At 61.8% G+C, this 21,694-nt stretch carries 19 protein-coding genes; 11 read left to right on the forward strand and 8 right to left on the reverse strand.

Annotated elements, in window-relative coordinates:
• Nucleotides 1-164 precede the first annotated feature (164 nt).
• From JFU48_RS18705 to JFU48_RS18720, 4 genes are all read left to right on the forward strand, one after another.
• Entirely contained in the window at nucleotides 165-2,489 is a 2,325-nt protein-coding gene (locus JFU48_RS18705) for an FdhF/YdeP family oxidoreductase (RefSeq protein WP_201137263.1), read from the forward strand.
• 106 nt (nucleotides 2,490-2,595) lie between these two features.
• Nucleotides 2,596-3,999 (forward strand): cytochrome ubiquinol oxidase subunit I, encoded by a 1,404-nt coding sequence (locus JFU48_RS18710; protein WP_201138496.1) that lies wholly within the window; start codon nucleotides 2,596-2,598, stop codon nucleotides 3,997-3,999.
• 3 nt (nucleotides 4,000-4,002) lie between these two features.
• On the forward strand, nucleotides 4,003-5,019 hold the full coding sequence (gene cydB, locus JFU48_RS18715; RefSeq protein ID WP_201137264.1) for a cytochrome d ubiquinol oxidase subunit II: 1,017 nt from the start codon (nucleotides 4,003-4,005) through the stop codon (nucleotides 5,017-5,019).
• Complete coding sequence (locus JFU48_RS18720) at nucleotides 5,006-5,161, forward strand: DUF2474 domain-containing protein (RefSeq protein ID WP_103486414.1); 156 nt, start codon at nucleotides 5,006-5,008, stop codon at nucleotides 5,159-5,161. The genes cydB and JFU48_RS18720 overlap by 14 nt, the downstream gene beginning before the upstream one ends.
• Nucleotides 5,162-5,750: 589 nt before the next feature.
• Here the strand turns inward: JFU48_RS18720 and JFU48_RS18725 are convergent.
• The gene (locus JFU48_RS18725) at nucleotides 5,751-6,602 is read right to left on the reverse strand and encodes a CAP domain-containing protein (protein ID WP_201137265.1); all 852 of its coding nucleotides are present in this window, start codon (nucleotides 6,600-6,602) and stop codon (nucleotides 5,751-5,753) included.
• Nucleotides 6,603-6,801: 199 nt separating this feature from the next.
• On the opposite strand from JFU48_RS18725, the gene JFU48_RS18730 reads away from it, so the two are divergent.
• Nucleotides 6,802-7,422, forward strand: coding sequence for a cell wall hydrolase (locus JFU48_RS18730; protein ID WP_201137266.1), 621 nt, complete (start codon nucleotides 6,802-6,804; stop codon nucleotides 7,420-7,422).
• Here the strand turns inward: JFU48_RS18730 and JFU48_RS18735 are convergent.
• Nucleotides 7,419-8,306: a LysR family transcriptional regulator gene (locus JFU48_RS18735; protein ID WP_201138497.1), complete on the reverse strand. Its 888-nt coding sequence runs from the start codon at nucleotides 8,304-8,306 to the stop codon at nucleotides 7,419-7,421. The genes JFU48_RS18730 and JFU48_RS18735 overlap by 4 nt on opposite strands.
• Nucleotides 8,307-8,407: 101 nt before the next feature.
• Between JFU48_RS18735 and JFU48_RS18740 the strand changes: the two genes are divergently transcribed.
• Nucleotides 8,408-9,796 carry an MFS transporter gene (locus JFU48_RS18740; RefSeq protein ID WP_201137267.1) on the forward strand — a complete coding sequence of 463 codons (1,389 nt, stop codon included), beginning with the start codon at nucleotides 8,408-8,410 and terminating at the stop codon, nucleotides 9,794-9,796.
• On the opposite strand, the gene JFU48_RS18745 is transcribed toward JFU48_RS18740, so the two are convergent.
• Complete coding sequence (locus tag JFU48_RS18745) at nucleotides 9,744-10,457, reverse strand: murein L,D-transpeptidase catalytic domain family protein (RefSeq protein WP_003226055.1); 714 nt, start codon at nucleotides 10,455-10,457, stop codon at nucleotides 9,744-9,746. The genes JFU48_RS18740 and JFU48_RS18745 overlap by 53 nt on opposite strands.
• Nucleotides 10,458-10,606: 149 nt before the next feature.
• On the opposite strand from JFU48_RS18745, the gene JFU48_RS18750 reads away from it, so the two are divergent.
• From JFU48_RS18750 to JFU48_RS18760, 3 genes are all read left to right on the forward strand, one after another.
• Complete coding sequence (locus tag JFU48_RS18750; RefSeq protein ID WP_201137268.1) at nucleotides 10,607-12,223, forward strand: L,D-transpeptidase family protein; 1,617 nt, start codon at nucleotides 10,607-10,609, stop codon at nucleotides 12,221-12,223.
• Nucleotides 12,224-12,841: 618 nt separating this feature from the next.
• On the forward strand, nucleotides 12,842-13,750 hold the full coding sequence (gene glsB, locus JFU48_RS18755; RefSeq protein ID WP_201137269.1) for a glutaminase B: 909 nt from the start codon (nucleotides 12,842-12,844) through the stop codon (nucleotides 13,748-13,750).
• Nucleotides 13,751-13,950: 200 nt separating this feature from the next.
• On the forward strand, nucleotides 13,951-15,453 hold the full coding sequence (locus JFU48_RS18760; protein WP_201137270.1) for an aldehyde dehydrogenase family protein: 1,503 nt from the start codon (nucleotides 13,951-13,953) through the stop codon (nucleotides 15,451-15,453).
• A 128-nt stretch (nucleotides 15,454-15,581) separates the two neighbouring features.
• Here the strand turns inward: JFU48_RS18760 and JFU48_RS18765 are convergent, their stop codons facing one another.
• Nucleotides 15,582-16,241 carry a carbonic anhydrase gene (locus tag JFU48_RS18765; protein WP_201137271.1) on the reverse strand — a complete coding sequence of 220 codons (660 nt, stop codon included), beginning with the start codon at nucleotides 16,239-16,241 and terminating at the stop codon, nucleotides 15,582-15,584.
• 61 nt (nucleotides 16,242-16,302) lie between these two features.
• Complete coding sequence (gene cynS, locus JFU48_RS18770) at nucleotides 16,303-16,770, reverse strand: cyanase (RefSeq protein ID WP_003226042.1); 468 nt, start codon at nucleotides 16,768-16,770, stop codon at nucleotides 16,303-16,305.
• Nucleotides 16,771-16,889: 119 nt separating this feature from the next.
• On the opposite strand from cynS, the gene cynR reads away from it, so the two are divergent.
• Entirely contained in the window at nucleotides 16,890-17,768 is an 879-nt protein-coding gene (gene cynR / locus JFU48_RS18775) for a transcriptional regulator CynR (RefSeq protein ID WP_201137272.1), read from the forward strand.
• A 187-nt stretch (nucleotides 17,769-17,955) separates the two neighbouring features.
• Here cynR and JFU48_RS18780 read toward each other — a convergent pair whose 3' ends face one another.
• From JFU48_RS18780 to JFU48_RS18790, 3 genes are all read right to left on the reverse strand, one after another.
• Complete coding sequence (locus tag JFU48_RS18780; protein ID WP_007966852.1) at nucleotides 17,956-18,285, reverse strand: hypothetical protein; 330 nt, start codon at nucleotides 18,283-18,285, stop codon at nucleotides 17,956-17,958.
• A gap of 511 nt (nucleotides 18,286-18,796) precedes the next feature.
• Nucleotides 18,797-19,300, reverse strand: a complete 504-nt coding sequence (locus tag JFU48_RS18785; protein ID WP_201137274.1) for a GNAT family N-acetyltransferase — start codon at nucleotides 19,298-19,300, stop codon at nucleotides 18,797-18,799.
• A 187-nt stretch (nucleotides 19,301-19,487) separates the two neighbouring features.
• Nucleotides 19,488-21,419 (reverse strand): DNA topoisomerase III, encoded by a 1,932-nt coding sequence (locus JFU48_RS18790; protein ID WP_201137276.1) that lies wholly within the window; start codon nucleotides 21,417-21,419, stop codon nucleotides 19,488-19,490.
• 38 nt (nucleotides 21,420-21,457) lie between these two features.
• Between JFU48_RS18790 and JFU48_RS18795 the strand changes: the two genes are divergently transcribed.
• Nucleotides 21,458-21,628 (forward strand): hypothetical protein, encoded by a 171-nt coding sequence (locus JFU48_RS18795; protein WP_201137277.1) that lies wholly within the window; start codon nucleotides 21,458-21,460, stop codon nucleotides 21,626-21,628.
• The last annotated feature ends 66 nt before the right edge of the window (nucleotides 21,629-21,694 follow it).

The raw sequence follows: 21,694 nt of genomic DNA on the forward strand, positions 1-21,694 counted from the left end.
GAGGGTTTCGATAATGTGGTCATAAATAGCGATTAGACAATATTTTGTATCGGTTCATATCCTTGCCCCGGCAAATGAAACGACCGCTTTTTACTGTTGAAAGACGGTCGGATATTTAACCGAGATCAGGTTCACGCCTGTGTGCATCGTCATGGAGATGTCCCATGTCACAAGTCGACCGTTACAAACCTTACAAGGGTGCCGCTGCCGGTTGGGGCGCTGTGATCAGCCTGACCAAGAGCTGGCTGGGCAGTGAAAACGCCCTGAAAAACATCCGCGCCATGCTCAAGACCAACCAGAACGGCGGCTTCGACTGCCCGGGCTGTGCCTGGGGTGAGGCGCCCGGTGCGAGCATGCTCAAGTTCTGCGAGAACGGCGCCAAAGCGGTGAACTGGGAGGCTACCGGGCGTTTGGTCGACCCGGCGTTCTTCAACAAGTACACGGTGTCGAGCCTGGCCGAACAGAGCGACTACTGGCTGGAATATCAGGGGCGTCTGACCCACCCGATGCGCTACGACGCGCGGGTCGATCGCTACGTGGAAATCAGTTGGGAAGACGCGTTCGCGCTGATCGCCGAACACCTCAAGGGCCTGAAATCGCCGCACGAGGCCGAGTTCTATACCTCGGGCCGGGCCAGCAACGAAGCGGCGTTTCTCTATCAGTTGTTCGTCCGTGCCTACGGCACCAACAACTTCCCGGACTGCTCGAACATGTGCCACGAAGCCAGTGCGGTGAGCATGGGCGAGACGCTGGGCGTGGGCAAGGGCACCGTGGTCTACGAGGATTTGCATCACGCCGACGCAATTTTCGTCATCGGTCAGAACCCCGGCACCAACCACCCGCGCATGCTCGAACCGTTGCGCGAAGCGGTGAAACGTGGCGCGCAAGTGGTCTGCATCAACCCGCTGAAAGAGCGTGGCCTGGAACGTTTCCAGAACCCGCAGAACCCGCTCGAAATGCTCAGCAACGGCTGGGAAGCGACCAACACCGCGTACTTCCGTCCGGCGCTGGGTGGCGACATGGCGATGATCCGCGGCATGGTCAAATTCCTCCTGCAGTGGGAGCGTGAAGCCCAGGCCTCGGGCGGCGAGCCGGTGTTCGATCACGCCTTTATTGCCGAGCACACTTCGGGTCTGGACAGCTACCTGGCAGAAGTCGACGCCACGACCTGGGAGCACATCCTCGAGCAGTCCGGCGTGCCGTTGCACGACATCGAACTGGCCGCGCGCATGTATGGCCGCGCCAAGAGCGTGATCATGTGCTGGGCCATGGGCCTGACCCAACATGTGCACTCGGTGCCGACCCTGCAGGAGGTCATCAACCTGCAACTGTTGCGCGGCAACGTTGGCCGTCCGGGCGCCGGTCTGTCGCCGGTGCGTGGTCACAGTAACGTGCAGGGCGACCGCACCATGGGCATCAACGAACTGGCGCCGAAGGCGCTGATGGACGCCCTGGAAAAACGCTTCAACTTCAAAGTTCCGCGCATGCACGGGCACAACACGGTGATGGCGATTGGCGCGATGGAGCGTGGCGAAGCCAAGGTGTTTATCGGTCTGGGCGGCAACTTCGCCCAAGCCACGCCGGACACCCCGCGCACCCACGAAGCGATGCGCAAACTCGACCTGACCGTGCACATCTCGACCAAGCTCAACCGCAGCCATCTGGTCACCGGTCGCGACGCGTTGATCCTGCCGTGCCTCGGCCGTACCGACATCGACATCCAGGCCGAAGGCCCGCAAGGCGTGACGGTGGAGGACACCTTCAGCATGGTGCATTTGTCGTTCGGTCAATTGAAACCGAAGTCGGCGCACTTGAAGTCCGAGCCGGCGATCATTGCCGGGATTGCCGCCGCGACCTTGGGCAAGCATCCAATCGACTGGGAATGGGCGGTGGGCGACTACGGGCGCATCCGCAACCTGATCGCCGACGTGATTCCGGGCTTCGAGAAATTCAACGAGAAACTGTTGATCCCGGGTGGTTTCCACCTCGGCAACGATGCCTCGGACCGCGTCTGGAACACCGAGTCCGGCAAAGCCCAATTCACCCCGTGCGTGCTGCCGGAACACCTGATCAGCGAAGGCGTGCGCAACCTGGCGGTCAAACCGGATCTGATCCTGCAGACCATGCGTTCCCACGATCAGTACAACACCACGCTGTACGGCCTCGACGATCGTTATCGCGGGGTCTACGGCATGCGCGACGTGATCTTCGCCAACGAACAGGACATCCAGCGACTCGGTTTCGAACCGGGGCAGAAGGTCGATCTGGTGGCGCTGTGGGATGACGAGCGCGAGCGTCGGGTCAGCGGGTTCACCCTGATCGCCTACGACATTCCGCCCGGTCAGGCCGCGGCGTACTACCCGGAAACCAATCCGCTGGTGCCGCTGGAAAGCTACGGCGACCGGACCTACACGCCGACCTCGAAATTCGTCGCGATTCGCCTCGAAGCGGCCAAGGTCAGCAACCTGATCCCGTCATCGGTGGCGTAACCCGCTACCGATAAAAACACTGGCAATTTGACTGGCTGCAGGCGTTCGCGTCTGGCGGTGGCCCGGGTTCGTGCTGCCGCTTTTCAGCCTGGATGAGGACATCATCATGCTCAACATGGAGGCACTGGACCTGGCGCGAATTCAATTCGCGTTCACGGTTTCGTTCCACATTATCTTCCCGGCGATCACCATCGGCCTGGCGAGTTTCCTCGCGGTACTCGAAGGCCTGTGGCTGAAAACCCGTAACGACACCTATCGTGATCTCTACCATTTCTGGTCGAAGATCTTTGCCGTCAACTTCGGCATGGGCGTGGTCTCGGGGCTGGTCATGGCCTACCAGTTCGGTACCAACTGGAGCGGCTTTTCGGACTTTGCCGGGAGCATCACCGGGCCGTTGCTGACCTACGAAGTGCTGACTGCGTTCTTCCTTGAGGCCGGCTTCCTCGGGGTCATGCTGTTCGGCTGGAACCGCGTCGGTCGTGGGCTGCACTTCTTTGCCACGGTGATGGTCGCCATCGGCACGCTGATTTCAACGTTCTGGATTCTCGCTTCCAACAGCTGGATGCAGACCCCGCAGGGTTTCGAAATCGTCGACGGGCGGGTGATGCCGCTGGACTGGCTGGCGATCGTGTTCAACCCGTCGTTCCCGTTCCGTCTGGCGCACATGGCGATTGCCGCGTTTGTCGCGACGTCGTTCTTCGTCGGTGCGTCGGCGGCCTGGCATTTGCTGCGCGGCAACAACACCGCGCCGGTGCGCAAGATGTTTTCCATGGCGTTGTGGATGGCACTGATCGTGGCGCCAATTCAGGCGGTGGTCGGTGACGCCCATGGCTTGAACACCCTGGAACATCAACCGGCAAAAATCGCCGCCATCGAAGGCCACTGGGAAAACGCCGACAGCGGCCCGACGCCGCTGGTGCTGTTCGGTATCCCCGACATGCAGGCGGAGAAGACAAAATATGCGCTGGAGATTCCGTACCTCGGCAGCCTGATCCTGACCCACAGCCTCGACAAACAGATCCCGGCGCTCAAGAGCTTCCCGAAAGAGGACCGGCCGAACTCGACCGTCATCTTCTGGAGCTTCCGTGTCATGGCCGGGCTGGGCATGTTGATGATCCTCGTCGGTCTGCTGGGGCTGGCGCTGCGCCGTGGCGGCAAGCTCTATCAGCATCGTGGTTTTCAGCGTCTGGTGTTGCTGATGGGACCTAGCGGGTTGATCGCGTTGCTGGCTGGCTGGATCACCACCGAAGTCGGGCGTCAGCCGTGGGTGGTTTACGGCTTGATGCGCACCCATGACGCCGCGTCGCATCACTCGGTGGCGCAGATGAGCACCTCGCTGCTGCTGTTCGTGGTGATCTACTGCTCGGTGTTCAGCGTGGGCATCGGCTACATGATGAAACTGGTGCGCAAAGGCCCGCAGCCACATCACGAACATCCACCGGAGGGCGATCAGTTGCAGACTCCGCGCCGACCCATTTCGGCGGCTACCGCCCCGATTAAGGAGCATTGAGTCATGGGTATTCAAGGTATCGATCTCTCGTTGATCTGGGGTGTGATCATCGCCTTCGGGGTGATGATGTACGTGATCATGGACGGCTTCGATCTGGGCCTGGGGATCCTGTTTCCGCTGATCCCGGATGAGCAGGAGCGCGACGTGATGATGAACACCGTCGCCCCGGTGTGGGACGGCAATGAAACCTGGCTGGTGCTGGGCGGCGCGGCGCTGTATGGCGCGTTTCCGCTGGCCTACGGAGTGATTCTGGAGGCGTTGTACCTGCCGCTGATCCTGATGCTCTGCGGGCTGATTTTCCGTGGTGTGGCGTTCGAGTTTCGCTTCAAGTCGTCGTCGCAAAAGCGTCACTGGTGGGACAAGGCGTTCATCGGTGGTTCGCTATTGGCGACGTTCTCCCAGGGGGTGGTGATCGGCGCGTACGTGTCGGGCATTCCCGTGGTGGATCGGCAGTTTGCCGGTGGCGGCCTGGACTGGCTGGCGCCGTTCCCGCTGGTGTGCGGCGTCGGTCTGGTGGTGGCTTATGCGCTGCTGGGCAGCACCTGGTTGTTGGTCAAGACCGAAGGCATGCTCGAGTCGCGGATGCGTCTGTTCACTCGGCCATTGGCGTGGTTGCTGCTGGCGATGGTGGTGGTGATTGGCGTCTGGACCCTGCAGTTGCACCCGGAACTGGCCACGCGCTGGTCCAGTCATGGGCACTTGATGGTGTTCGCCGGGTTGGTGGGGTTGGCACTGCTGGCATTGTTCGGGCTGCTGCGCACTTTGCGTCAGCGTCACACCCACTGGCCGTTCATGTTCACTCTGGTGCTGATGCTGCTCGGCTACATCGGCCTGGCGCTGAGCATCTGGCCGAACATCATCCCGCCGTCGGTGAGCCTGTGGGCTGCGGCGTCGCCGCCATCCAGCCAGTTGTTCGCCCTGATCGGCGCACTGTTCATCCTGCCGGTGATCCTGATGTACACCTTCTGGAGCTACTACGTATTCCGCGGCAAAGTGAGGATTGGCGATGGCTACCATTGATTCGCGTGAGGTCAGATCCAGCCGCTGGTACAAGCGCCTGGGCTGGTTGTTGCTGATTTGGCTGGGCAGTGTAGCGTCACTCGCCGTGGTGGCGAGTCTGCTGAAACTGGCAATGTATGCAGCGGGAATGAGAACCCACTGACCCAAAAAAACCGGAGCCATGGCTCCGGTTTTTTTGTGCCCGCAATTCTGAACATCACTGATGCCCCCAGTGGAAGCGGGCTCGCTCGCGAAGGCGTCAGGTCAGTCGACATTGATGCTGAATGTGCCGGCCCCTTTGTGAGCACACCCACTCCCACCCTTGATCGCGGCCAGCCGCAAATCCTTCATCACCGACGATCCCCAGTGGGAGCGGGCTTGCTCGCGAAAGTGTCAGGTCAGTCGACATTGATGCTGAATGTGCTGACCCCTTCGTGAGCAAGCCCACTCCCACCCTTGATCGCGGCCAGCCGCAAATCCTTCATTCACCGACGATCCCCAGTGGGAGCGGGCTTGCTCGCGAAGGCGTCAGGTCAGTCGATATTGATGCTGAATACGCCGGCCCCTTCGTGAGCAAGCCCACTCCCACCCTTGATCGCGGCCAGCCGCAAATCCTTCATCACCGACGATCCCCAGTGGGAGCGGGCTTGCTCGCGAAGGCGTCAGGTCAGTCGACATTGATGCTGAATGTGAAGGCCTCTTCGTGAGCAAGCCCACTCCCACCTTGGATCTTCGGTGTTTTCTGAAGGGGGCTATTGCGCACCAAACATCGCCGTCCAGTAGATCCCGGCGTTGCTCTTTGGATCGGTCGCGTAGGCGGCGCCGAGTTCTTTGTATTGCGGGTTCATCAGGTTGGCGCAGTGGCCGGGGCTGGCGAGCCAGCCGTCGACGACCTTGCGCACGGTGTCTTGGCCGGCAGCGATGTTCTCGCCGACCAGTTGCCCGCCGTAGCCGGCCAGTTCGGCGCGGTCGCCCGGGGTGCGGCCGTCGCGGTCCTTGTGGTCGAAGTAGTTGTTGTTGGCCATGTCGCGGCTGTGATCCTGAGAGATCGTGCCCAGGCTCGCGTTCCAGGCCAATGGCTCAGCGGCAGCAAAGGCTTGCCCGCCGCATTGGCGTGGCTGGGCGCGGGCCACGTTGACCTGCTCGAGTAACTTCTGGCCTTCAGCCTGCGCATCACCGAGCTTCGCCGAGAGCAACGGTCGCGCCAGCACGATCCGCCAGTCGCGATCGGCGCGGCTGACCCCGACATCGACGAACTGCGGGTCCAGCACCACCTGACAGAAACTTTCCTCAATCGCCTTCATCGCCGATGCCGCATCCCGTGGGCCGTTGAGCGTAATCGCCTGCACATTGACCATCGGGTAACTGGCGCTGGCCATGGCCTGTTGCAGATCGACCGCACCGCTGGCCGGCAGTCTCAGCCGTGGGTCGGCCGACAGCGGTGGCAGTTCGTTGGACGCCTGGCTGCCGCAGCGCTGCGGCTGACTGCGATAGTTGTTGATCGACTCGATCAGTTGCGACTCGTCGGCAGCCATGGCCGAGGCGGCCACGACCAGACCCACGGACAGCGTGGCAAAACGCAAGACGGATGGCATGAAGCGCATGGAAATCTCCCTTGAGCTGAGTGCGCTCATGATGCGCGAAATGGCCCGGGGGAATGCAATGTCTTTTTCTTTACCGAGCGGATTTTTCTGCGGAACGTTACTGCGGTATTTGCCGTCTACACTCTCCGAAGGCCCCGGGAACCGGGCGTCTCCCCCACGAAACACCTTGCCCGGAACGGGCGCTGCCGGAAGAACTGACATGGGATTGAAATGGTTGGCTGGCTGTTTCGCATTAACCCTTATGGCCGGCGTTGTGAACGCCACCGATCAGACCCCGATCAAGGCCAAGGCCGAAGAGAAAGCCCAGGTGCTGGAAGAAAAAGCCGCCGATAAAGTCAGCGCCGCACCGGCACCCAAATCCGAAGCGATCACCCCCACTGAAGTACAAGCCGTGGACCCCGCCGGCACCGCGCCGCTGGACGATCCGATCACCTGCCTGGCACGCAGTATCTACTGGGAAGCCAAGGGTCGCGACACCCCGGAAATGGAGGCGGTGGCCAATGTGGTGATGAATCGCCTGGGGCACGATGGCTTTCCAGGCACCGTGTGCGAAGTGGTCAAACAAGGTTCGGAAACCAAGAGCTGCCAGTTTTCCTGGTGGTGCGATGGCAAGGCGGATCAGGTCAAGGAAGATGCCGAATACACCCTGGCCAAGGACATCGCCGGCAAGGCGCTCAACCGCCAACTGCCGGATCGCACCCATGGTGCGCTGTACTTTCATGATCGCAACGTGCATCCGAGTTGGGCCAAGGAATACAGAAAGACCGCGGAGGTCGGCAAATTCCTCTTCTATAAACCGGCCGGCGGCGATGCGCGCTAGACGCAGACCTCCCGTACACAATTGCGCAGCCAGCGGTGCGCCGGGTCGGCGTCCATGCGCGGGTGCCAGAGCATCGACACGCTGATCGGCGGCATCCTGAAGGGCAGGGCAAAACTGTGCAGGCCCATGCGCAGCTTGCTGGTGTGACGCTCCGGGACGGTGGCGATCAGGTCTGATTCGCGGACCAGTGTCAGCGCCGCCGAAAAGCCGCCGAATGAAGTGACGATGTCCCGCGTCAGTCCTGCGGCGAGCAGCGCTTCGTCGACCGGGCCGCTGCTGCGCCCGCGTCGTGAGATGAGAATGTGCTGGCCGCCGGCAAAGCGTTTGCTGCTGATCTTGCCCGAACTCAATGGATGGCCTTCGCGCACCACACCGATCCACTGATCCTCAAACAGGATGCGGCTGTGCAGCGCCGGGTCAGTGCTGTCGTCGACCACGCCGGTCTCCAGATCGACCCGGCCTTCGCGCAGCGGTGTGCTGTCCTTGTCGGCTTTTTGCACAAAGCGCAGGCGCACGCCGGGGGCCTCTTCAGCAATGCGCGCGAGCAGCGCGGCGGCAAAGGTTTCGACAAAACCGTCGGTGTTGCGCAAGGTGAAAGTGCGTTGCAACTGGCCGGGGTCGAGCACTTCGGCGGGGCGCAACACCGCCTCGGCTTCCTGCACCAGGCGGCTGACCCGCTCACGCAACTCCAGCGCCCGTGGGGTCGGCACCAGGCCTCGGCCGGCGCGCACCAGCAACGGATCGCCGGTGGTCTCGCGCAATCGGGCCAGGGCGCGGCTCATCGCTGACGGGCTCAACCGCAGAATGTGCGCGGCACGCGCGACGCTGCTTTCGCGCAACAACACATCGAGGGTGATCAACAGGTTCAGATCCGGGGTGCTCATAACATGGCGTTCCATGCAGGTATCAAGTGCAAAGCATGCGTCTTGCGCCTTGCCTTGTCGAGACTCAGGCTATGCCGTCTGATCATCAGTTGGAGCGTCCGATGGCCCGAACACCCTTGAACACTCAAACCCGCTGGGCGCTGACCAGTCTGGCGCTGTCGATGTTGATGCCGTCGCTGGACACCAGCATCGCCAACGCCGGATTACCGACTCTGGCGGCAGCGTTCGATGCGACGTTTCAACAGGTGCAGTGGATCGTGCTGGCGTACCTGCTGGCGGTCACCACGTTGATCGTCAGTGTCGGGCGCCTGGGCGATGTGTTCGGGCGGCGGCGCCTGCTGCTGATCGGCATCGGCATTTTTACCAGTGCTTCGCTGTGCTGTGCGCTGGCGCCGGGGCTGGGCTGGTTGATCGGCGCACGGGCGGTGCAGGGCCTTGGCGCAGCGATCATGTTTGCCTTGACCGTGGCGTTGGTGGCGGATGCGGTGCCCAAGGCGCGGGCGGGCAGTGCGATGGGTTTGCTGGCAACCATGTCGGCCACCGGCACCAGCCTCGGGCCGTCGTTGGGTGGCCTGCTGATCGCGCATGTCGGCTGGCCGTCGATCTTTGTCCTCAACGTGCCATTGGGCTTGCTCAATGCGTGGCTGGTTTATCGCTATCTGCCGGCGGATCGGCCGACGCGGTCGAGGGTGGCGTTTGATTATCTCGGCACTGCGGTGTTGGTTTTGACCCTGGCGGTCTACGCGCTGGCGATGACACTGGAGGGATTCACCCTGATATTGCTGCTGCTCAGCCTGTGCGGCGCAGGCCTGTTTATCGCGGTCGAAATGAAAGCCAAGGCGCCGCTGATTCGTCTGTCGTTGTTCGCCGACTCGCGACTGGGCAGCAGCCTCGCGCTGACGTTGCTGGTGACGACGGTGATGATGACCACGCTGGTGGTCGGGCCGTTTTACCTGAGCCGGGGGCTGGGACTGGGCAGCACCGTGGTCGGTCTGGCGTTGTCCGTCGGGCCGCTGCTGGCGGCGTGCGGCGGGGTGCCGGCCGGGCGTCTGGTGGATCGCTTCGGCGCGCGGCGGGTGGTGCCGGGGGCGTTGCTCGGGATGGTTGGCGGTTGCAGTTTGTTGGCGCTGTTGCCGATGAGTTTCGGTCTGCCGGCGTATCTGCTGCCGATGGCGCTGATCGCCAGCAGTTACGCGTTGTTCCAGGCAGCGAACAATACCGGGTTGATGGCGACGGTCAGTCAGGATCAGCGCGGCGTGGTCTCAGCCTTGCTCGGGCTGTCGCGCAATCTGGGCTTGATCACCGGCGCGGCAGTCATGGGGGCGGTGTTTGCGCTGGCCACGGGAGACCCGACGCAAGCCCCGGCCGAGGTGATCGGCCGCGGCTTGCACAGCACGTTTGGTGTTGCAGCCGTGCTGATGATCATGGCCCTTATCGTCAACTGGCGTGGGTGCTCAAGATACTCGCCACCTGCTGTGGCTGGCAGTTGAGGTACGGCGAGGACTTCAGCCAGTGCTGGTCCGGGTACCAGGAGAACATGAACTGGCCGTCCTTGAGTTTGTCGATCACCTGCCTTGCCACTTGCGGGCGTACCGCCGGGCAACCCTGACTGCGACCGATGCGGCCCTGACGTTTACTCCATAACGGGTTCACGTAGTCGGCGGCGTGGATCACGATGGCGCGGTCGCGGGCCATGTCATTGAAACCCGGCTCCAGACCGTCCATACGCAGCGAATAACCGTGGGTGCCCTTGTAGCTTTCCTGCGTGCGGAACAGGCCGAGGCTGGACTGGTAACTGCCTTCGCGGTTGGAGAATTGGGTAGCGAAGTTTTCCCCGGAATTGGACCCGTGGGCGACCAGGTCACGCAGCACCAGCTTCTGTCTGCTCAAATCGAAGATCCACAGCCGGCGGGCGGTGGAGGGCTGCGAATAGTCGATGATCGCCAGGTGGCGGGAGGGTTTCGCGCCGTTGTTGATCGCACATTGCATAGCGTTCAAGGCACCTTTCAGCGCCTGGGGATTGAGTTCCGGCGCGGCGTGCGCGAGGCTGGTCAAGAGAACCGGCGATGGCTTGCCGGCGGCGAAAGCTGGGCTGCTCACGACGACGAGAGTCGCAGTGGTCAGCAGAAGTCGGCGCAAAAACGTCAACATTTATAAAGTGTCCTCACTTGCTACTTATTTGGCACTTTGGCTCCTGACTCCCAGTCATACCCACAGACCCCTGATTCGGGCCTGACTGTTCAGCGCACCTGATGTAAGGTTGACCGTCATTGAGGCGGCCACGGATTGGAGTAAAGCAGTTGTTCAAAAAGTACGCATGCTACTTGAGCATTTGTTTGCTCGCTGCGCCGTTTGTCGCTTGTGCCGAGGAGCCGCTGCCGCCGTTGCAGACCCTGCCGACGCCACCGGCGCCAATGCCGGTTGAGCCGCAGAGTCCGCTGCAAGCGGTGCTGATCGGTTTGCCGCAGGCGTGCCCGGCGATTGCCGCGCATCTGAACGGCCCGGCGCTGTCGCAACTGCAAGCGTTCTACCAGCAGCAGGACTGGCTGCCGGTGTGGGCCAGCGAGACAGGGCGTTTGCCGGTCTTGCGCGCACAGTTGCAGCTGTTGGCCGATGATGGGCTCGATCCAAAGCGCTATCCGGTAGCGGCCAACCCGCCGCAGGATGGCGAATTGTGTGCCGATATCGACATCAGTCGTTCTTACCTGCAAGCACTGCAGGACCTGCATTACGGTCGTCTGCTGCAGTCACATTTCGAGCCGCTGTGGCATGCCGATGTGGCCCCGCGTGATCGGCAGGCCGAATTACTCGCCATCGCCGTACCCGGCCTGCATGACATCAAGGCCGCTTTCGATCTGGCCCGTCCGCATCTGGCGCAATACCAAAGCCTGCGCCATCTCTACGCCAGTCAACGGCTGCAAGCCTTGCCGCACTGGCAGTCGGTGGGCAACGGCCCGTTGTTGCGTCCGGCGATGGAAGACAAGCGCGTTCCGGAACTGGCCCGACGGTTGTACAGCGAAGGCTATCTGACCCACGCCATCGGTACGCCCGGCAATGCCTATGACGGTGTGCTGGTAGAGGCGGTGAAGAGCTTCCAGGCCAACCATTCGCTGCAGGCTGACGGCGTGGTCGGGCCCGGGACGATTGCCGAACTCAACATCACTCCGCTGACGCGCCGTGAACAATTGCGGGTCAACCTCGAACGCTTTCGCTGGCTGGCCCAGGACATGGAGCCTAACGGCTTGCTGGTCAACGTCGCTGCCGCCGAGCTGACGCTGTATGAGGGGGGAGTGCCGGTCTGGCAGACCCGCACCCAGGTCGGGCGTGCCGAACGGCAGACCCCGCTGCTCAAATCCCGGGTCACGCGCCTGACCCTGAACCCGACCTGGACCGTGCCGCCGACCATCTGGAAGGAAGACAAGCTGCCGGCGATCCGCAAGGATCAGACCTTTCTCAGCCGCCAGAACCTGCAAGTGCTCGACGCCCATGGTCAGCCGTTGGCCGCAGCGGATATCGACTGGGACAATCCCGGCAACATCATGCTGCGCCAGGACGCCGGGCCGCGTAATCCGCTGGGGCAACTGGTGATCCGCTTCCCCAACCCGTTCGCGGTGTACCTGCACGACACGCCGAGCAAGGCGCTGTTTGACAAGGGGCCGCGCGCATTCAGCTCCGGCTGCGTGCGGGTCGAGCACCCGATGCAACTGCGTGACCTGCTGCTGACCCCGGCGGAACGCACGCGCACCGACACCTTGCTCGCCACCGGCAGCACCCACGAATTCCGCCTGTCGGCACCGGTACCGATCCTGATGACTTACTGGACGGCACAGGTCGGCAAGGATGGGCAGATACGTTATGCGCCGGATATCTACAGCCGCGACGAGGCCCTGTTGGCCGGGTTGGATCGGGCACACTGATCCCCAGTCATCCACACAACCCTGTAGGAGTGAGCCTGCTCGCGATAGCGTCAAGTCAGCCGACATCAACGCTGAATGTACCGACCCCTTCGTGAGCAAGCCCACTCCCACCCTTGATCGCGGCCAGCCGTAAATCCTTCATTCACCGACGATCCCCGGTGGGAGCGGGCTTGCTCGCGAAGGCGTCAGGTCAGCCGACATCAATGCTGAATGTACCGACCCCTTCGTGAGCAAGCCCACTCCCACCCTTGATCGCGGCCAGCCGTAAATCCTTCATTCACCGACGATCCCCGGTGGGAGCGGGCTTGCTCGCGAAGGCGTCAGGTCAACCGCCATCAATGCTGAATGAACGGGCTCCTTCGTGAGCAAGCCCACTCCCACCCTTGATCGCGGCCAGCCGACAATCCCTGACCCACCGACAATCCCCGGTGGGAGCGGGCTTGCTCGCGAAGGCGTCAAGCCAGCCGCCATCAATGCTGAATGAACGGGCTCCTTCGTGAGCAAGCCCACGCCCACATTTGGATTTTCAGTGTGTCGGTCAGTGTGATTCGGCACCGGTCCGCAGCGTCTAGCCCCAGTGTCCCCGCAATCCCATGGGGCGAGACTTCGGAACCCGGCATGCAAGCGCTGTTGAACGAGATTCTTGACGCTGTCCGGCCCCTGATCGGGCAGGGCAAAGTGGCTGACTACATTCCCGCCCTCGGCACCGTGCCGGCCAATCAGCTGGGCATTGCGGTGTATGGCAACGACGGCGAAATGTATTGCGCCGGCGACGCCGAGACGCCGTTCTCGGTGCAGAGTATTTCCAAGGTGTTCAGCCTGGTGCAGGCAATCGAGCACTCCGGCGAGGCGATCTGGGAGCGCCTGGGGCACGAGCCGTCTGGCCAGCCGTTCAACTCGCTGGTGCAACTGGAGTTCGAACGCGGGCGTCCGCGCAATCCGTTCATCAACGCCGGGGCGCTGGTGATCTGCGACATCAATCAGTCGCGATTCGCCGCGCCGGCCTTGTCGATGCGTGACTTCGTGCGGCGCCTGTCGGGCAATCCGCAGGTGATCGTCGACGGCAAGGTCGCCGAATCCGAATACCAGCATCGCGCCCGCAATGCGGCCATGGCTTACCTGATGCAATCGTTCGGCAACTTCCACAACGATGTCGAAGCGGTGCTGCGCAACTACTTCAGCCACTGCGCGTTGCGCATGAACTGCATCGATCTGGCCCGGGCGTTCTGCTTCCTCGCCAACGACGGTTTCTGCAAGCACAGCGGCGAACAGATCCTGACCCGGCGCCAGACCCAGCAGGTCAACTCGATCATGGCCACCAGCGGCCTGTATGACGAGGCCGGCAACTTCGCCTACCGCGTCGGTCTGCCGGGCAAGAGCGGGGTCGGCGGCGGGATCGTCGCGGTGGTGCCCGGGCAGTTCACGGTGTGCGTGTGGTCGCCGGAACTCAACGCCGCCGGCAACTCGCTGGCGGGGATGGCGGCGCTGGAGATGCTCAGTTCGCGGATTGGCTGGTCGGTGTTCTGACCTGATCTTCCAAACACCACGAAACCTGTGGGAGCGGGCTTGCTCGCGAAGAGGCCAGCACATTCAATATCCATGTTGATGGTGCCGACGCCTTCGCGAGCAAGCCCGCTCCCACAGGTTCGGTGGTGTTTGTAGAAGGTGTGTTTCAGCGCAGAATCCGCTACATTTTCCGGCCGCCCCTCATATGGTGAATCCGCTTCATGTCTCTTGCGCTCGAACGTCTAGTTGCTGGCACGCCGATCCCTTTCGCTGGCAACCGCGTGACCGTGGTCAGCCCCGAACTGGCGGCGCGGTTTCAGCCCGGTGACCACCTGCTGGTCGAGCAGGTGAGTGGCGAGCTGTTGCTGATTCCGGTGGTCGATCAACAAGCGGCTGCGGTGGCAATCGAGCGTGCTGAAGCGGCATTCACTGCATTGTCGGCAGTTTCCGACGAAGCCATCAGTCGCTTCTTCGACCTGTTCGCGCAACGCCTGGAAACCCCGGAATGCTGGACCTTGATCGAAGCCGCGAACCTGGCCGACATCGAGCGCGCCAAGGCCCGTGGTCGCTCGACCACCCGACTGCTTGCCGACGAACGCATGCGCCGCGACATGATCGCCGGTCTGCGCGCCTGGCGTGATGCGCCGGCCACGCGCGGCAAGGTCATCAGCTGCGTCGAACACGACGGCTGGAAGGTCGAGCAAGTGGTGTCGCCGCTGGGCATCGTCGCCTTCGTGTTTGAAGGACGACCGAATGTGTTCGCCGATGCCGCCGGCGTACTGCGCACTGGTAACACCGCAGTGCTGCGCATTGGCAGCGACGCATTGGGCACCGCGCAAGCGATCGTCACTCACGCGCTGAACCCGGCGCTGGCCGATGCTGGTTTGCCGGCAGGTGCGGTGTCGCTGGTGGAAAGTGTCAATCACGCGGCCGGGTGGGCGATGTTCGCCGACCGGCGTCTGTCGCTGGCGGTGGCCCGGGGTTCGGGGCGTGCGGTCAGCCAGTTGGGCAGCATCGCCCAGCAGGCGGGCACGGCGGTCAGCCTGCATGGCACCGGCGGCGCCTGGTTGATTGCTGACCGTGATGCTGATGCCACACGTTTTGCCGCCGTGGTACGCAATTCGCTGGATCGCAAAGTCTGCAACACCCTGAACGTCTGCCTGATTCACCGCGAGCGTGCTGCCGAACTGGTGCCGCTGTTTCTCGATGCGCTGAAGCAGGCCGGCAGCGCACGCGGGCAGGGCTGCAAATTGCACATCGTCACAGGCAGCGAAAGTTACCTGCCGGCCGAGTGGCAGAACGCGACGGTCGAGGTCTATCGCGCCGAGGGTTATCAGACCGAAGCCCTGGCCGAAGCGCTGGCGGAATCAGAGCTGGGCCGCGAGTGGGAATGGGAAGAAACCCCGGAAGTCAGCCTGATGATCGTCGACGATCTGCATCAGGCGATCACGTTGTTCAACCGCTACAGCCCGCAGTTCACGGTGTCGCTGATCAGCGAGGATGCTGGCGCTCAGGAACGCTTTTACAACGCGGTGAACGCGCCGTTTGTGGGCAATGGGATTACCCGCTGGGTCGATGGGCAGTACGCGTTGAACAAGCCGGAGCTGGGGCTTTCGAACTGGGAGAGCGGGCGCTTGTTTGCGCGCAGTGCGATTCTTTCAGGGGATGGGGTGTTTACGGTGCGTAGTCGTATGTCCCAGATCGATCTCTCCGTAAAACGCTGATCTGAACACCAAACCTGTGGCGAGGGAGCTTGCTCCCGCTGGTCTGCGCAGCAGACCCAAAAAAGCAAGGGCCGCTGCGCGCCCCAGCGGGAGCAAGCTCCCTCGCCACAGGGTTGCACTGTTCTCCTTCAGGCAGCTGCGCTGGTGTTTGCCTGCACCGCACAAGTCGCTGGCTGCTCGGCCAGCGGCACAAACGTACGGCGGTCAGCCGCCAGCGCATCGATCGAGCCGGTCTCGATGTCATACACCCAGCCATGCAGATTCAGCAGGCCTTTCTCCTGGGCCAGGCGCACGCTCGGGTGGGTCTGAATATTCGCCAGTTGCGCGATCACATTTTCCCGCACCATCGAACTCAATTTCGCCGCGTCATTGGCGTGCGGCCGCGCCTCGTTCACCACTTTCGCCGACTCGGCATGTTGCAGCCAGCCGCTGACGGCGGGCAGATGATCCATGCATTTGCACTGGGCAATCGCGGTCATCGCGCCGCAATCGGAGTGGCCGCAGATCACGATGTCAGTCACCCCAAGCACCGCCACCGCGTATTCCACCGTTGCCGAAACCCCGCCCGGATGCGGGCTGTAGGACGGCACGATATTGCCTGCGTTACGGATCACGAACAGCTCGCCGGGTTCTTGCTGGGTCAGCAGTTCCGGCACCACGCGGCTGTCGGAACAGGTGATGAACAAGGTTCCGGGTTGCTGGGTGGTCGCCAGGTGTTTGAACAGTTCGGTGCGTTGCGGGAAGGCTTCGTTCTGGAACTTCAGGAAACCGTCGATCAGGGCTTTCATGGGCGTGTCCTCATTGAACAAGAGAGCGGTCGGCCCGCACGCGGGGTGCGGGCCAGGCGGATCAGAACGGACGCAGGGGCAGGAACTTGCCGTCGAGGGTGACCACGGCGCGGGAGCCGCCTTCCGGGTCTTCGACTTTCTTGATGTCGAGCTTGAAGTTGATGGCGCTGATGATGCCGTCGCCGAACTGCTCGTGGACCAGGGCTTTGAGGGTGGTGCCGTAGATCTGGATCATCTCGTGAAAGCGGTAGATGGTCGGGTCGGTCGGCACGCCGCTGAGGCTGCCGCGCAGCGGGATGATCTGCAGGGCGGCAACGGCGTCGGCGTCCAGTTCAAGTTTGTCGCCAACCACTTGCGCGGCGGTTTGTGGCAGCGGGTGCTGGCCGAGCAGGGCAGCGGTGACGTAGGCCAGGCTCAGGCCGGTGTCGTCGGCCAGATCCTGCCACGACAGGCCTTTGCGTGCCTTGATGTCGAGAATGCGGGTGGTCAGGGCCAGGCTGGCATCGTTGTAGGCGTGGGACTGTTGCATGGTGTCACTCCTTTCAGGGTTGGCTTGCTGTGTGGGAGCAATCTTCTGCCGATTGATCCATAGCGTCCAAGACCGATATACAATGCTTCGCATAAGCTCTGCCTATAGATGGTGATCCCATGTTGTTGCGACATTTGCGTTATCTGCTGGCCGTGGCCGACCACGGCGGCTTCACCCGGGCGGCGGAGGCGTTGCATGTGTCGCAGCCGACCTTGTCGCAACAGATCCGCCAACTGGAAGAAACCCTCGGGGTGAACCTGTTTGATCGCACCTCGCGCACGGTCAAGCCCACCGATGCCGGTGAGGCCTACATCGAATGTGCGCGGCGGGTGCTGGTGGAACTGGAGGCGGGCAAGCGGGCGTTGCATGACGTGAAGGATCTGTCCCGTGGCAGCTTGCGTCTGGCCATGACCCCGACCTTCATGGCCTATCTGGTCGGGCCGTTGGTGCGCGATTTCGCGGCGCGCTATCCGGGTATTCATTTGCAGATTTTCGAACTGTCGATGGACGACATCGAGGTTGGGCTGGCGGATGACTCGCTGGACATTGCGATTGCCTTTACCCCGGTGCGCCACCCGGACATCGAGTGCATTCCGGCGTTTACCGAAACCCTGGGGATCATGATCGGCCGCGAGCATCCGTTGTACGAGAGCACATCGGTGCTGACGGCGAGTGACCTTGCGCAGCTGGATTTCGCCTTGCTGGCGTCAGACTTCATTACCCGGTTATCGATTGATGAGTATTTTCGTCAGCAGGGGATTACGCCGAAGGTGCGGATCGAGGTGAACTCGGTGAGTACATTGCTCGAGGTAGTGCGCCATTCGCCAATGGCGACGATGTTGCCGGAGGCGATTGCCACCGAAGACCGGGCGTTGCGTCGGCTGCGGGTCGAGAACGAAGCGCCGCAGCGCGGGGCGGCGTTGTTGCGGCGGCGCAATAATTACCACAGTGCGGCGGCGATGGCGTTTATGAATCTGGTACTGGAAACGAAAATCTAACCAACGATACAGTCCCCCCTGTGGGAGCGGGCTTGCTCGCGAAAGCGGTGTCTCAGTTGAGATGATGGTGACTGACACGGCCCATTCGCGAGCAAGCCCGCTCCCACAGGGTTATATGGTGACTCGCAGATGTAAAAAGGGCCTGCTTCTTTTGGAAGCAGGCCCTTTTATTTATTGAAGTTGTAACTCAGTAGAACCGATCAATCACCCGAACTTCATTCTTGTTCTGCATCGAATCCCACGCCTGTTTCAGCGTCTGCAGCACATTGCCGATGAAGTCCTTGTCGGCCGCAGCTTTTTTGCCGACATAACCGTGGCCGCGGCGGTACATTTTCAGGCGGGCCAGCAGGTTCTGGTTGCTGCGGTCGAATTCTTCTTCACCAGCGTGGGGCGACAGGCAGTCGATATGCACCTGACCCGACTTGCTGATCCAGAGAATGTGGCTGTCGTGGCTGTCTTTTTGCGCAGCGAACATACGAGCCAGTTCTTCGATAGTAGGTTGATTGTTCAGATTCATGATGTTTGCCCCTTGACCAGTCTGGTGATCTTTCAAAGTTGATTCGCTAATACAGGTAGCCCATCGGTTAGTTGATCCCTGGCACCGAAACCAGGACGTCAGCGGTCGCCCGTGTGAAATACGGGGTCATGCATCTGTTGCATGTAGTCGTGTTGAATAACTGCTACGCAATAGCGTCACAACGAGGAGAAGCAGCGAAAACCGGGAGGCTCCTTGACGACGTTTTCAGGGTCGGCCACAAGCGTCTTGAGAATTTTCGCCAGCGCTTCTCGTCCTTGTACTGGACGTTCAGGCCAGGTCAGCTTCTTCAATCTGCCTTGTGGGCAGCGTGTATCCGGAAAAAACAACTCGGCGGTCAGACGAGTTTGCTCAAGCGTGTTACTGATGTTCCCGATCGGGGAACGTCTTCATCATGCAAAAGCAAAACGGTGCCGTCAACGGTTTTGTAGTGATTATTTTTGCTCACTACATATTGTCGGACAAAGCTGTTTTGGAATGAGAAAAGTTTCGTTCAGAGAACGGAAGCGGGGACGTTCAGGACGTAGAAGGTGCAGGGGTAACCGTCCACGGTACGCTGCTGACGGGTGACTGCGCCGCCAGTCAATTCGGGGATCAACCTGGCCCAGAAGCGCTGCGCAGGCAGGTTGGCGTCGATGTGGAAAATCTGCCATTGACCGGGCAGACGGCTCAAGAGGGCAGAGACGACAAACTGCGCGACGCCTTGGCCACGAAAGCGTCGGGTGAGGAAAAAGTAGCCGATGTTGTGTTCGGCGCCGTCGATGTGGGTTTCGTCATCCACGGTCACGAAACCGGCCAGCTCACCGTCGACGCGGATCAGGAACGGTTGGGTGGCTGGATTGCGCCAGTAATCGTCCTTCTGCTGAATGCTGAAGAAGCCATGTTCGCCGAGTTTCAGTGGTAGCCATTGGCTGAAGTCGTACATGTAGAACTGCATGAGGTTTTCGATGGTTTGCAGTTCGTCGCGGTGGGCGGCTAGCAGTTCGATGGTGGGCATGGTCAATGAACTCCAAAAGGGAGACTTAAGAACCCTGTGGCGAGGGAGCTTGCTCCCGCTGGGGCGCGAAGCGGCCCTAAAGCCTGCAATCGCGATGTTTCAGATAGACCATAGTTGCAGGTTTTGCGACTGCTGCGCAGCCGAGCGGGAGCAAGCTCCCTCGCCACAGGAGCTCAGCAGGTTTGAGTTATTTGGCGGTACGCTTGGTTGCACTGGCGGTTTTGCTGCGCGTCGATTTGCGTTTCTTCTTCCACTGCGCCGCAGCCTTGCCGGCCGGTGGCGGGCCGCTGATGGTCAGGCTCAGTGCAGAGCAGCGGGTGACCTGCTTGCTCATCCACGCCGCCTGTTTGGTGACGAACTCTTCCAGACTCATCTCGCCGCTCTGCACCATGTCCAGCGCCTGTTCCCAGATGGCGGTAGTGCCGGGGTCGGCAATCGCCCGGGGCACGGCGTCGATCAGGCTGAAGGCTGCAGGCGTCGCGGCCAGCGCCTTGCCGTTTTTCACCAGATAACCGCGATCCAGCAGGCCCTGAATGATCGAGGCGCGAGTGGCTTCGGTGCCGATGCCGGTGGTGTCCTTGAGTTTCTGTTTGAGCAGCGGATCTTCCACCAGTTTGGCGACGTTCTTCATCGCCTTGATCAGATCGCCCTCGGTGTAGGGTTTGGGCGGCTGAGTCCAGAGATCCTTGAGGTTCACGCCGGCCACGGCGCAATCGATACCCTGACTCAGCGCCGGGAGGGTTTGCGGGGCTGGAGCTTCACGGCCCTTGGCCGGGGCGAGGGCTTCGGGCAAGGCGCGTTTCCAGCCCGGTTCGATGATCTGCTTGCCGACGGCGCGCAATGCTTCACCGGCGCAATCGAAATCGGCCTGGGTGCGATCGTATTCGTGGTTGGGCAGAAATTGCGCCAGATAGCGCGCGCGAATCAGGGTATAGACCGCCCGGTGCTTACCGCTCAAACGCTCGAGATTTTTCGCCGCCGCGGTGGGGATGATGCCGTGGTGGGCGCTGACCTTGGCGTCGTTCCACGCCCGTGAGCGGCGTTGCGGGTCGAGGTGACCGTTCAGCGCATCGAGGCTTGAGTCGGCCTGACGCAGTGCAGCGAGTATCCCCGGCGCCTCGCTGTGCTGGCTCAGCGGCAGGAAGCCGCAATCACTGCGCGGGTAGGTGATGACCTTGTAGGTTTCGTACAGCGCCTGGGCGATGTCGAGGGTTTCCTGGGCGCCGAGACCGAGTTTCTTCGAGCAGACTTCCTGCAGGGTGCCCAGATCGAAGGGCAACGGTGCCACTTCACGCATGCGCTCGGTGCGCAATTTCACCACCCGTGCGCTGGCCGCATTGCTGATTGCAGCCGCCGCTTGCTGCGCCAACGCCTGATTCAGGCAGCGATCCTGATCGTCGCAAACGTCGGAGGGCGCACGCCATTGTGCAGTGAACGGCGTGCCGTCGTGCAGCAGTTGCACATCGATCGCCCAATACGGCACCGGCACGAAATCGGCGATGCTGCGGTCGCGATCCACCACCAGCCGTAGTGTCGGCGTCTGCACCCGGCCGACGGGCAGCACGCCCTGATAGCCGGACTGACGGCCCAATAACGTGAACAGGCGACTCATGTTCATACCAATCAGCCAGTCCGCGCGGGAGCGTCCCAGTGCCGAGTGATACAGGCTGAAGGTTTCCGCTCCCGGCTTCAGTGCGGCCAGGGCCTTGCGGATCGACGCTTCATCCAGCGCCGACAGCCACAGGCGACGGATCGGCCCGCGATAGCGGCAGTGCTCGACCAGTTCCCGGGCAATCATCTCGCCCTCACGGTCGGCGTCGGTGGCGATGATCAGTTCGCTGGCCTCGCCCAACAGGCGCTTGACCGCCTTGTACTGGCTGGCGGTGCGCGGCTTGACGGTCATTTTCCACTTGTCCGGAATGATCGGCAGATCCGCCAGCACCCAGCGCTTGTAGCGCGCGTCATAGGCATCCGGAGGCGCGGTTTCCAGCAGGTGGCCGATGCACCAGGTCACCGTGACGTCCGTTCCCAGCCAACAGCCGTCGCCCCGGCGCTTTGCACCGAGCACAGCCGCAATGTCTTTGGCCTGGGAAGGTTTTTCACAGAGGTACAGCCGCATAACCACCGTCGTCAATCAGTTCACTGGAGGTGCACAGAATGGCCGGAGTTCGCGCCTGGGGCAACTTTTATCTGTATGGATATACAGATAAAAACGTTGCCGGGAATGACCGGTATTACCGGGACGGCGCGGGCGACTATCGAGAAATCGAATGGCACCGCGCTTGCCGGGCATGGCAGGTTCGTCGGGCCTTTAAGAAACGCGAGTGACAGGACGATCTCGCCAGAAGATCGCCACGGTCCGAACGCACTGACCACTCTGAAACAAGGAAGTCC

This window comes from Pseudomonas sp. TH49 (assembly GCF_016650625.1).
GTDB classification, from domain to species: domain Bacteria; phylum Pseudomonadota; class Gammaproteobacteria; order Pseudomonadales; family Pseudomonadaceae; genus Aquipseudomonas; species Aquipseudomonas fluorescens_H.

Coding starts and splice junctions, on each gene's coding strand:
- glsB (WP_201137269.1), top strand. CDS start 12,842: ATGCAAGCGCTGTTGAACGAGATTCTTGACGCTGTCCGGCCCCTGATC.
- JFU48_RS18745 (WP_003226055.1), bottom strand. CDS start 10,457: ATGTTGACGTTTTTGCGCCGACTTCTGCTGACCACTGCGACTCTCGTC.
- cynR (WP_201137272.1), top strand. CDS start 16,890: ATGTTGTTGCGACATTTGCGTTATCTGCTGGCCGTGGCCGACCACGGC.
- JFU48_RS18720 (WP_103486414.1), top strand. CDS start 5,006: ATGGCTACCATTGATTCGCGTGAGGTCAGATCCAGCCGCTGGTACAAG.
- JFU48_RS18780 (WP_007966852.1), bottom strand. CDS start 18,285: ATGAATCTGAACAATCAACCTACTATCGAAGAACTGGCTCGTATGTTC.
- JFU48_RS18730 (WP_201137266.1), top strand. CDS start 6,802: ATGGGATTGAAATGGTTGGCTGGCTGTTTCGCATTAACCCTTATGGCC.
- cydB (WP_201137264.1), top strand. CDS start 4,003: ATGGGTATTCAAGGTATCGATCTCTCGTTGATCTGGGGTGTGATCATC.
- JFU48_RS18710 (WP_201138496.1), top strand. CDS start 2,596: ATGCTCAACATGGAGGCACTGGACCTGGCGCGAATTCAATTCGCGTTC.
- JFU48_RS18725 (WP_201137265.1), bottom strand. CDS start 6,602: ATGCGCTTCATGCCATCCGTCTTGCGTTTTGCCACGCTGTCCGTGGGT.
- JFU48_RS18765 (WP_201137271.1), bottom strand. CDS start 16,241: ATGAAAGCCCTGATCGACGGTTTCCTGAAGTTCCAGAACGAAGCCTTC.
- JFU48_RS18735 (WP_201138497.1), bottom strand. CDS start 8,306: ATGAGCACCCCGGATCTGAACCTGTTGATCACCCTCGATGTGTTGTTG.
- JFU48_RS18785 (WP_201137274.1), bottom strand. CDS start 19,300: ATGCCCACCATCGAACTGCTAGCCGCCCACCGCGACGAACTGCAAACC.
- JFU48_RS18795 (WP_201137277.1), top strand. CDS start 21,458: ATGGCCGGAGTTCGCGCCTGGGGCAACTTTTATCTGTATGGATATACA.
- cynS (WP_003226042.1), bottom strand. CDS start 16,770: ATGCAACAGTCCCACGCCTACAACGATGCCAGCCTGGCCCTGACCACC.
- JFU48_RS18740 (WP_201137267.1), top strand. CDS start 8,408: ATGGCCCGAACACCCTTGAACACTCAAACCCGCTGGGCGCTGACCAGT.
- JFU48_RS18705 (WP_201137263.1), top strand. CDS start 165: ATGTCACAAGTCGACCGTTACAAACCTTACAAGGGTGCCGCTGCCGGT.
- JFU48_RS18760 (WP_201137270.1), top strand. CDS start 13,951: ATGTCTCTTGCGCTCGAACGTCTAGTTGCTGGCACGCCGATCCCTTTC.
- JFU48_RS18790 (WP_201137276.1), bottom strand. CDS start 21,419: ATGCGGCTGTACCTCTGTGAAAAACCTTCCCAGGCCAAAGACATTGCG.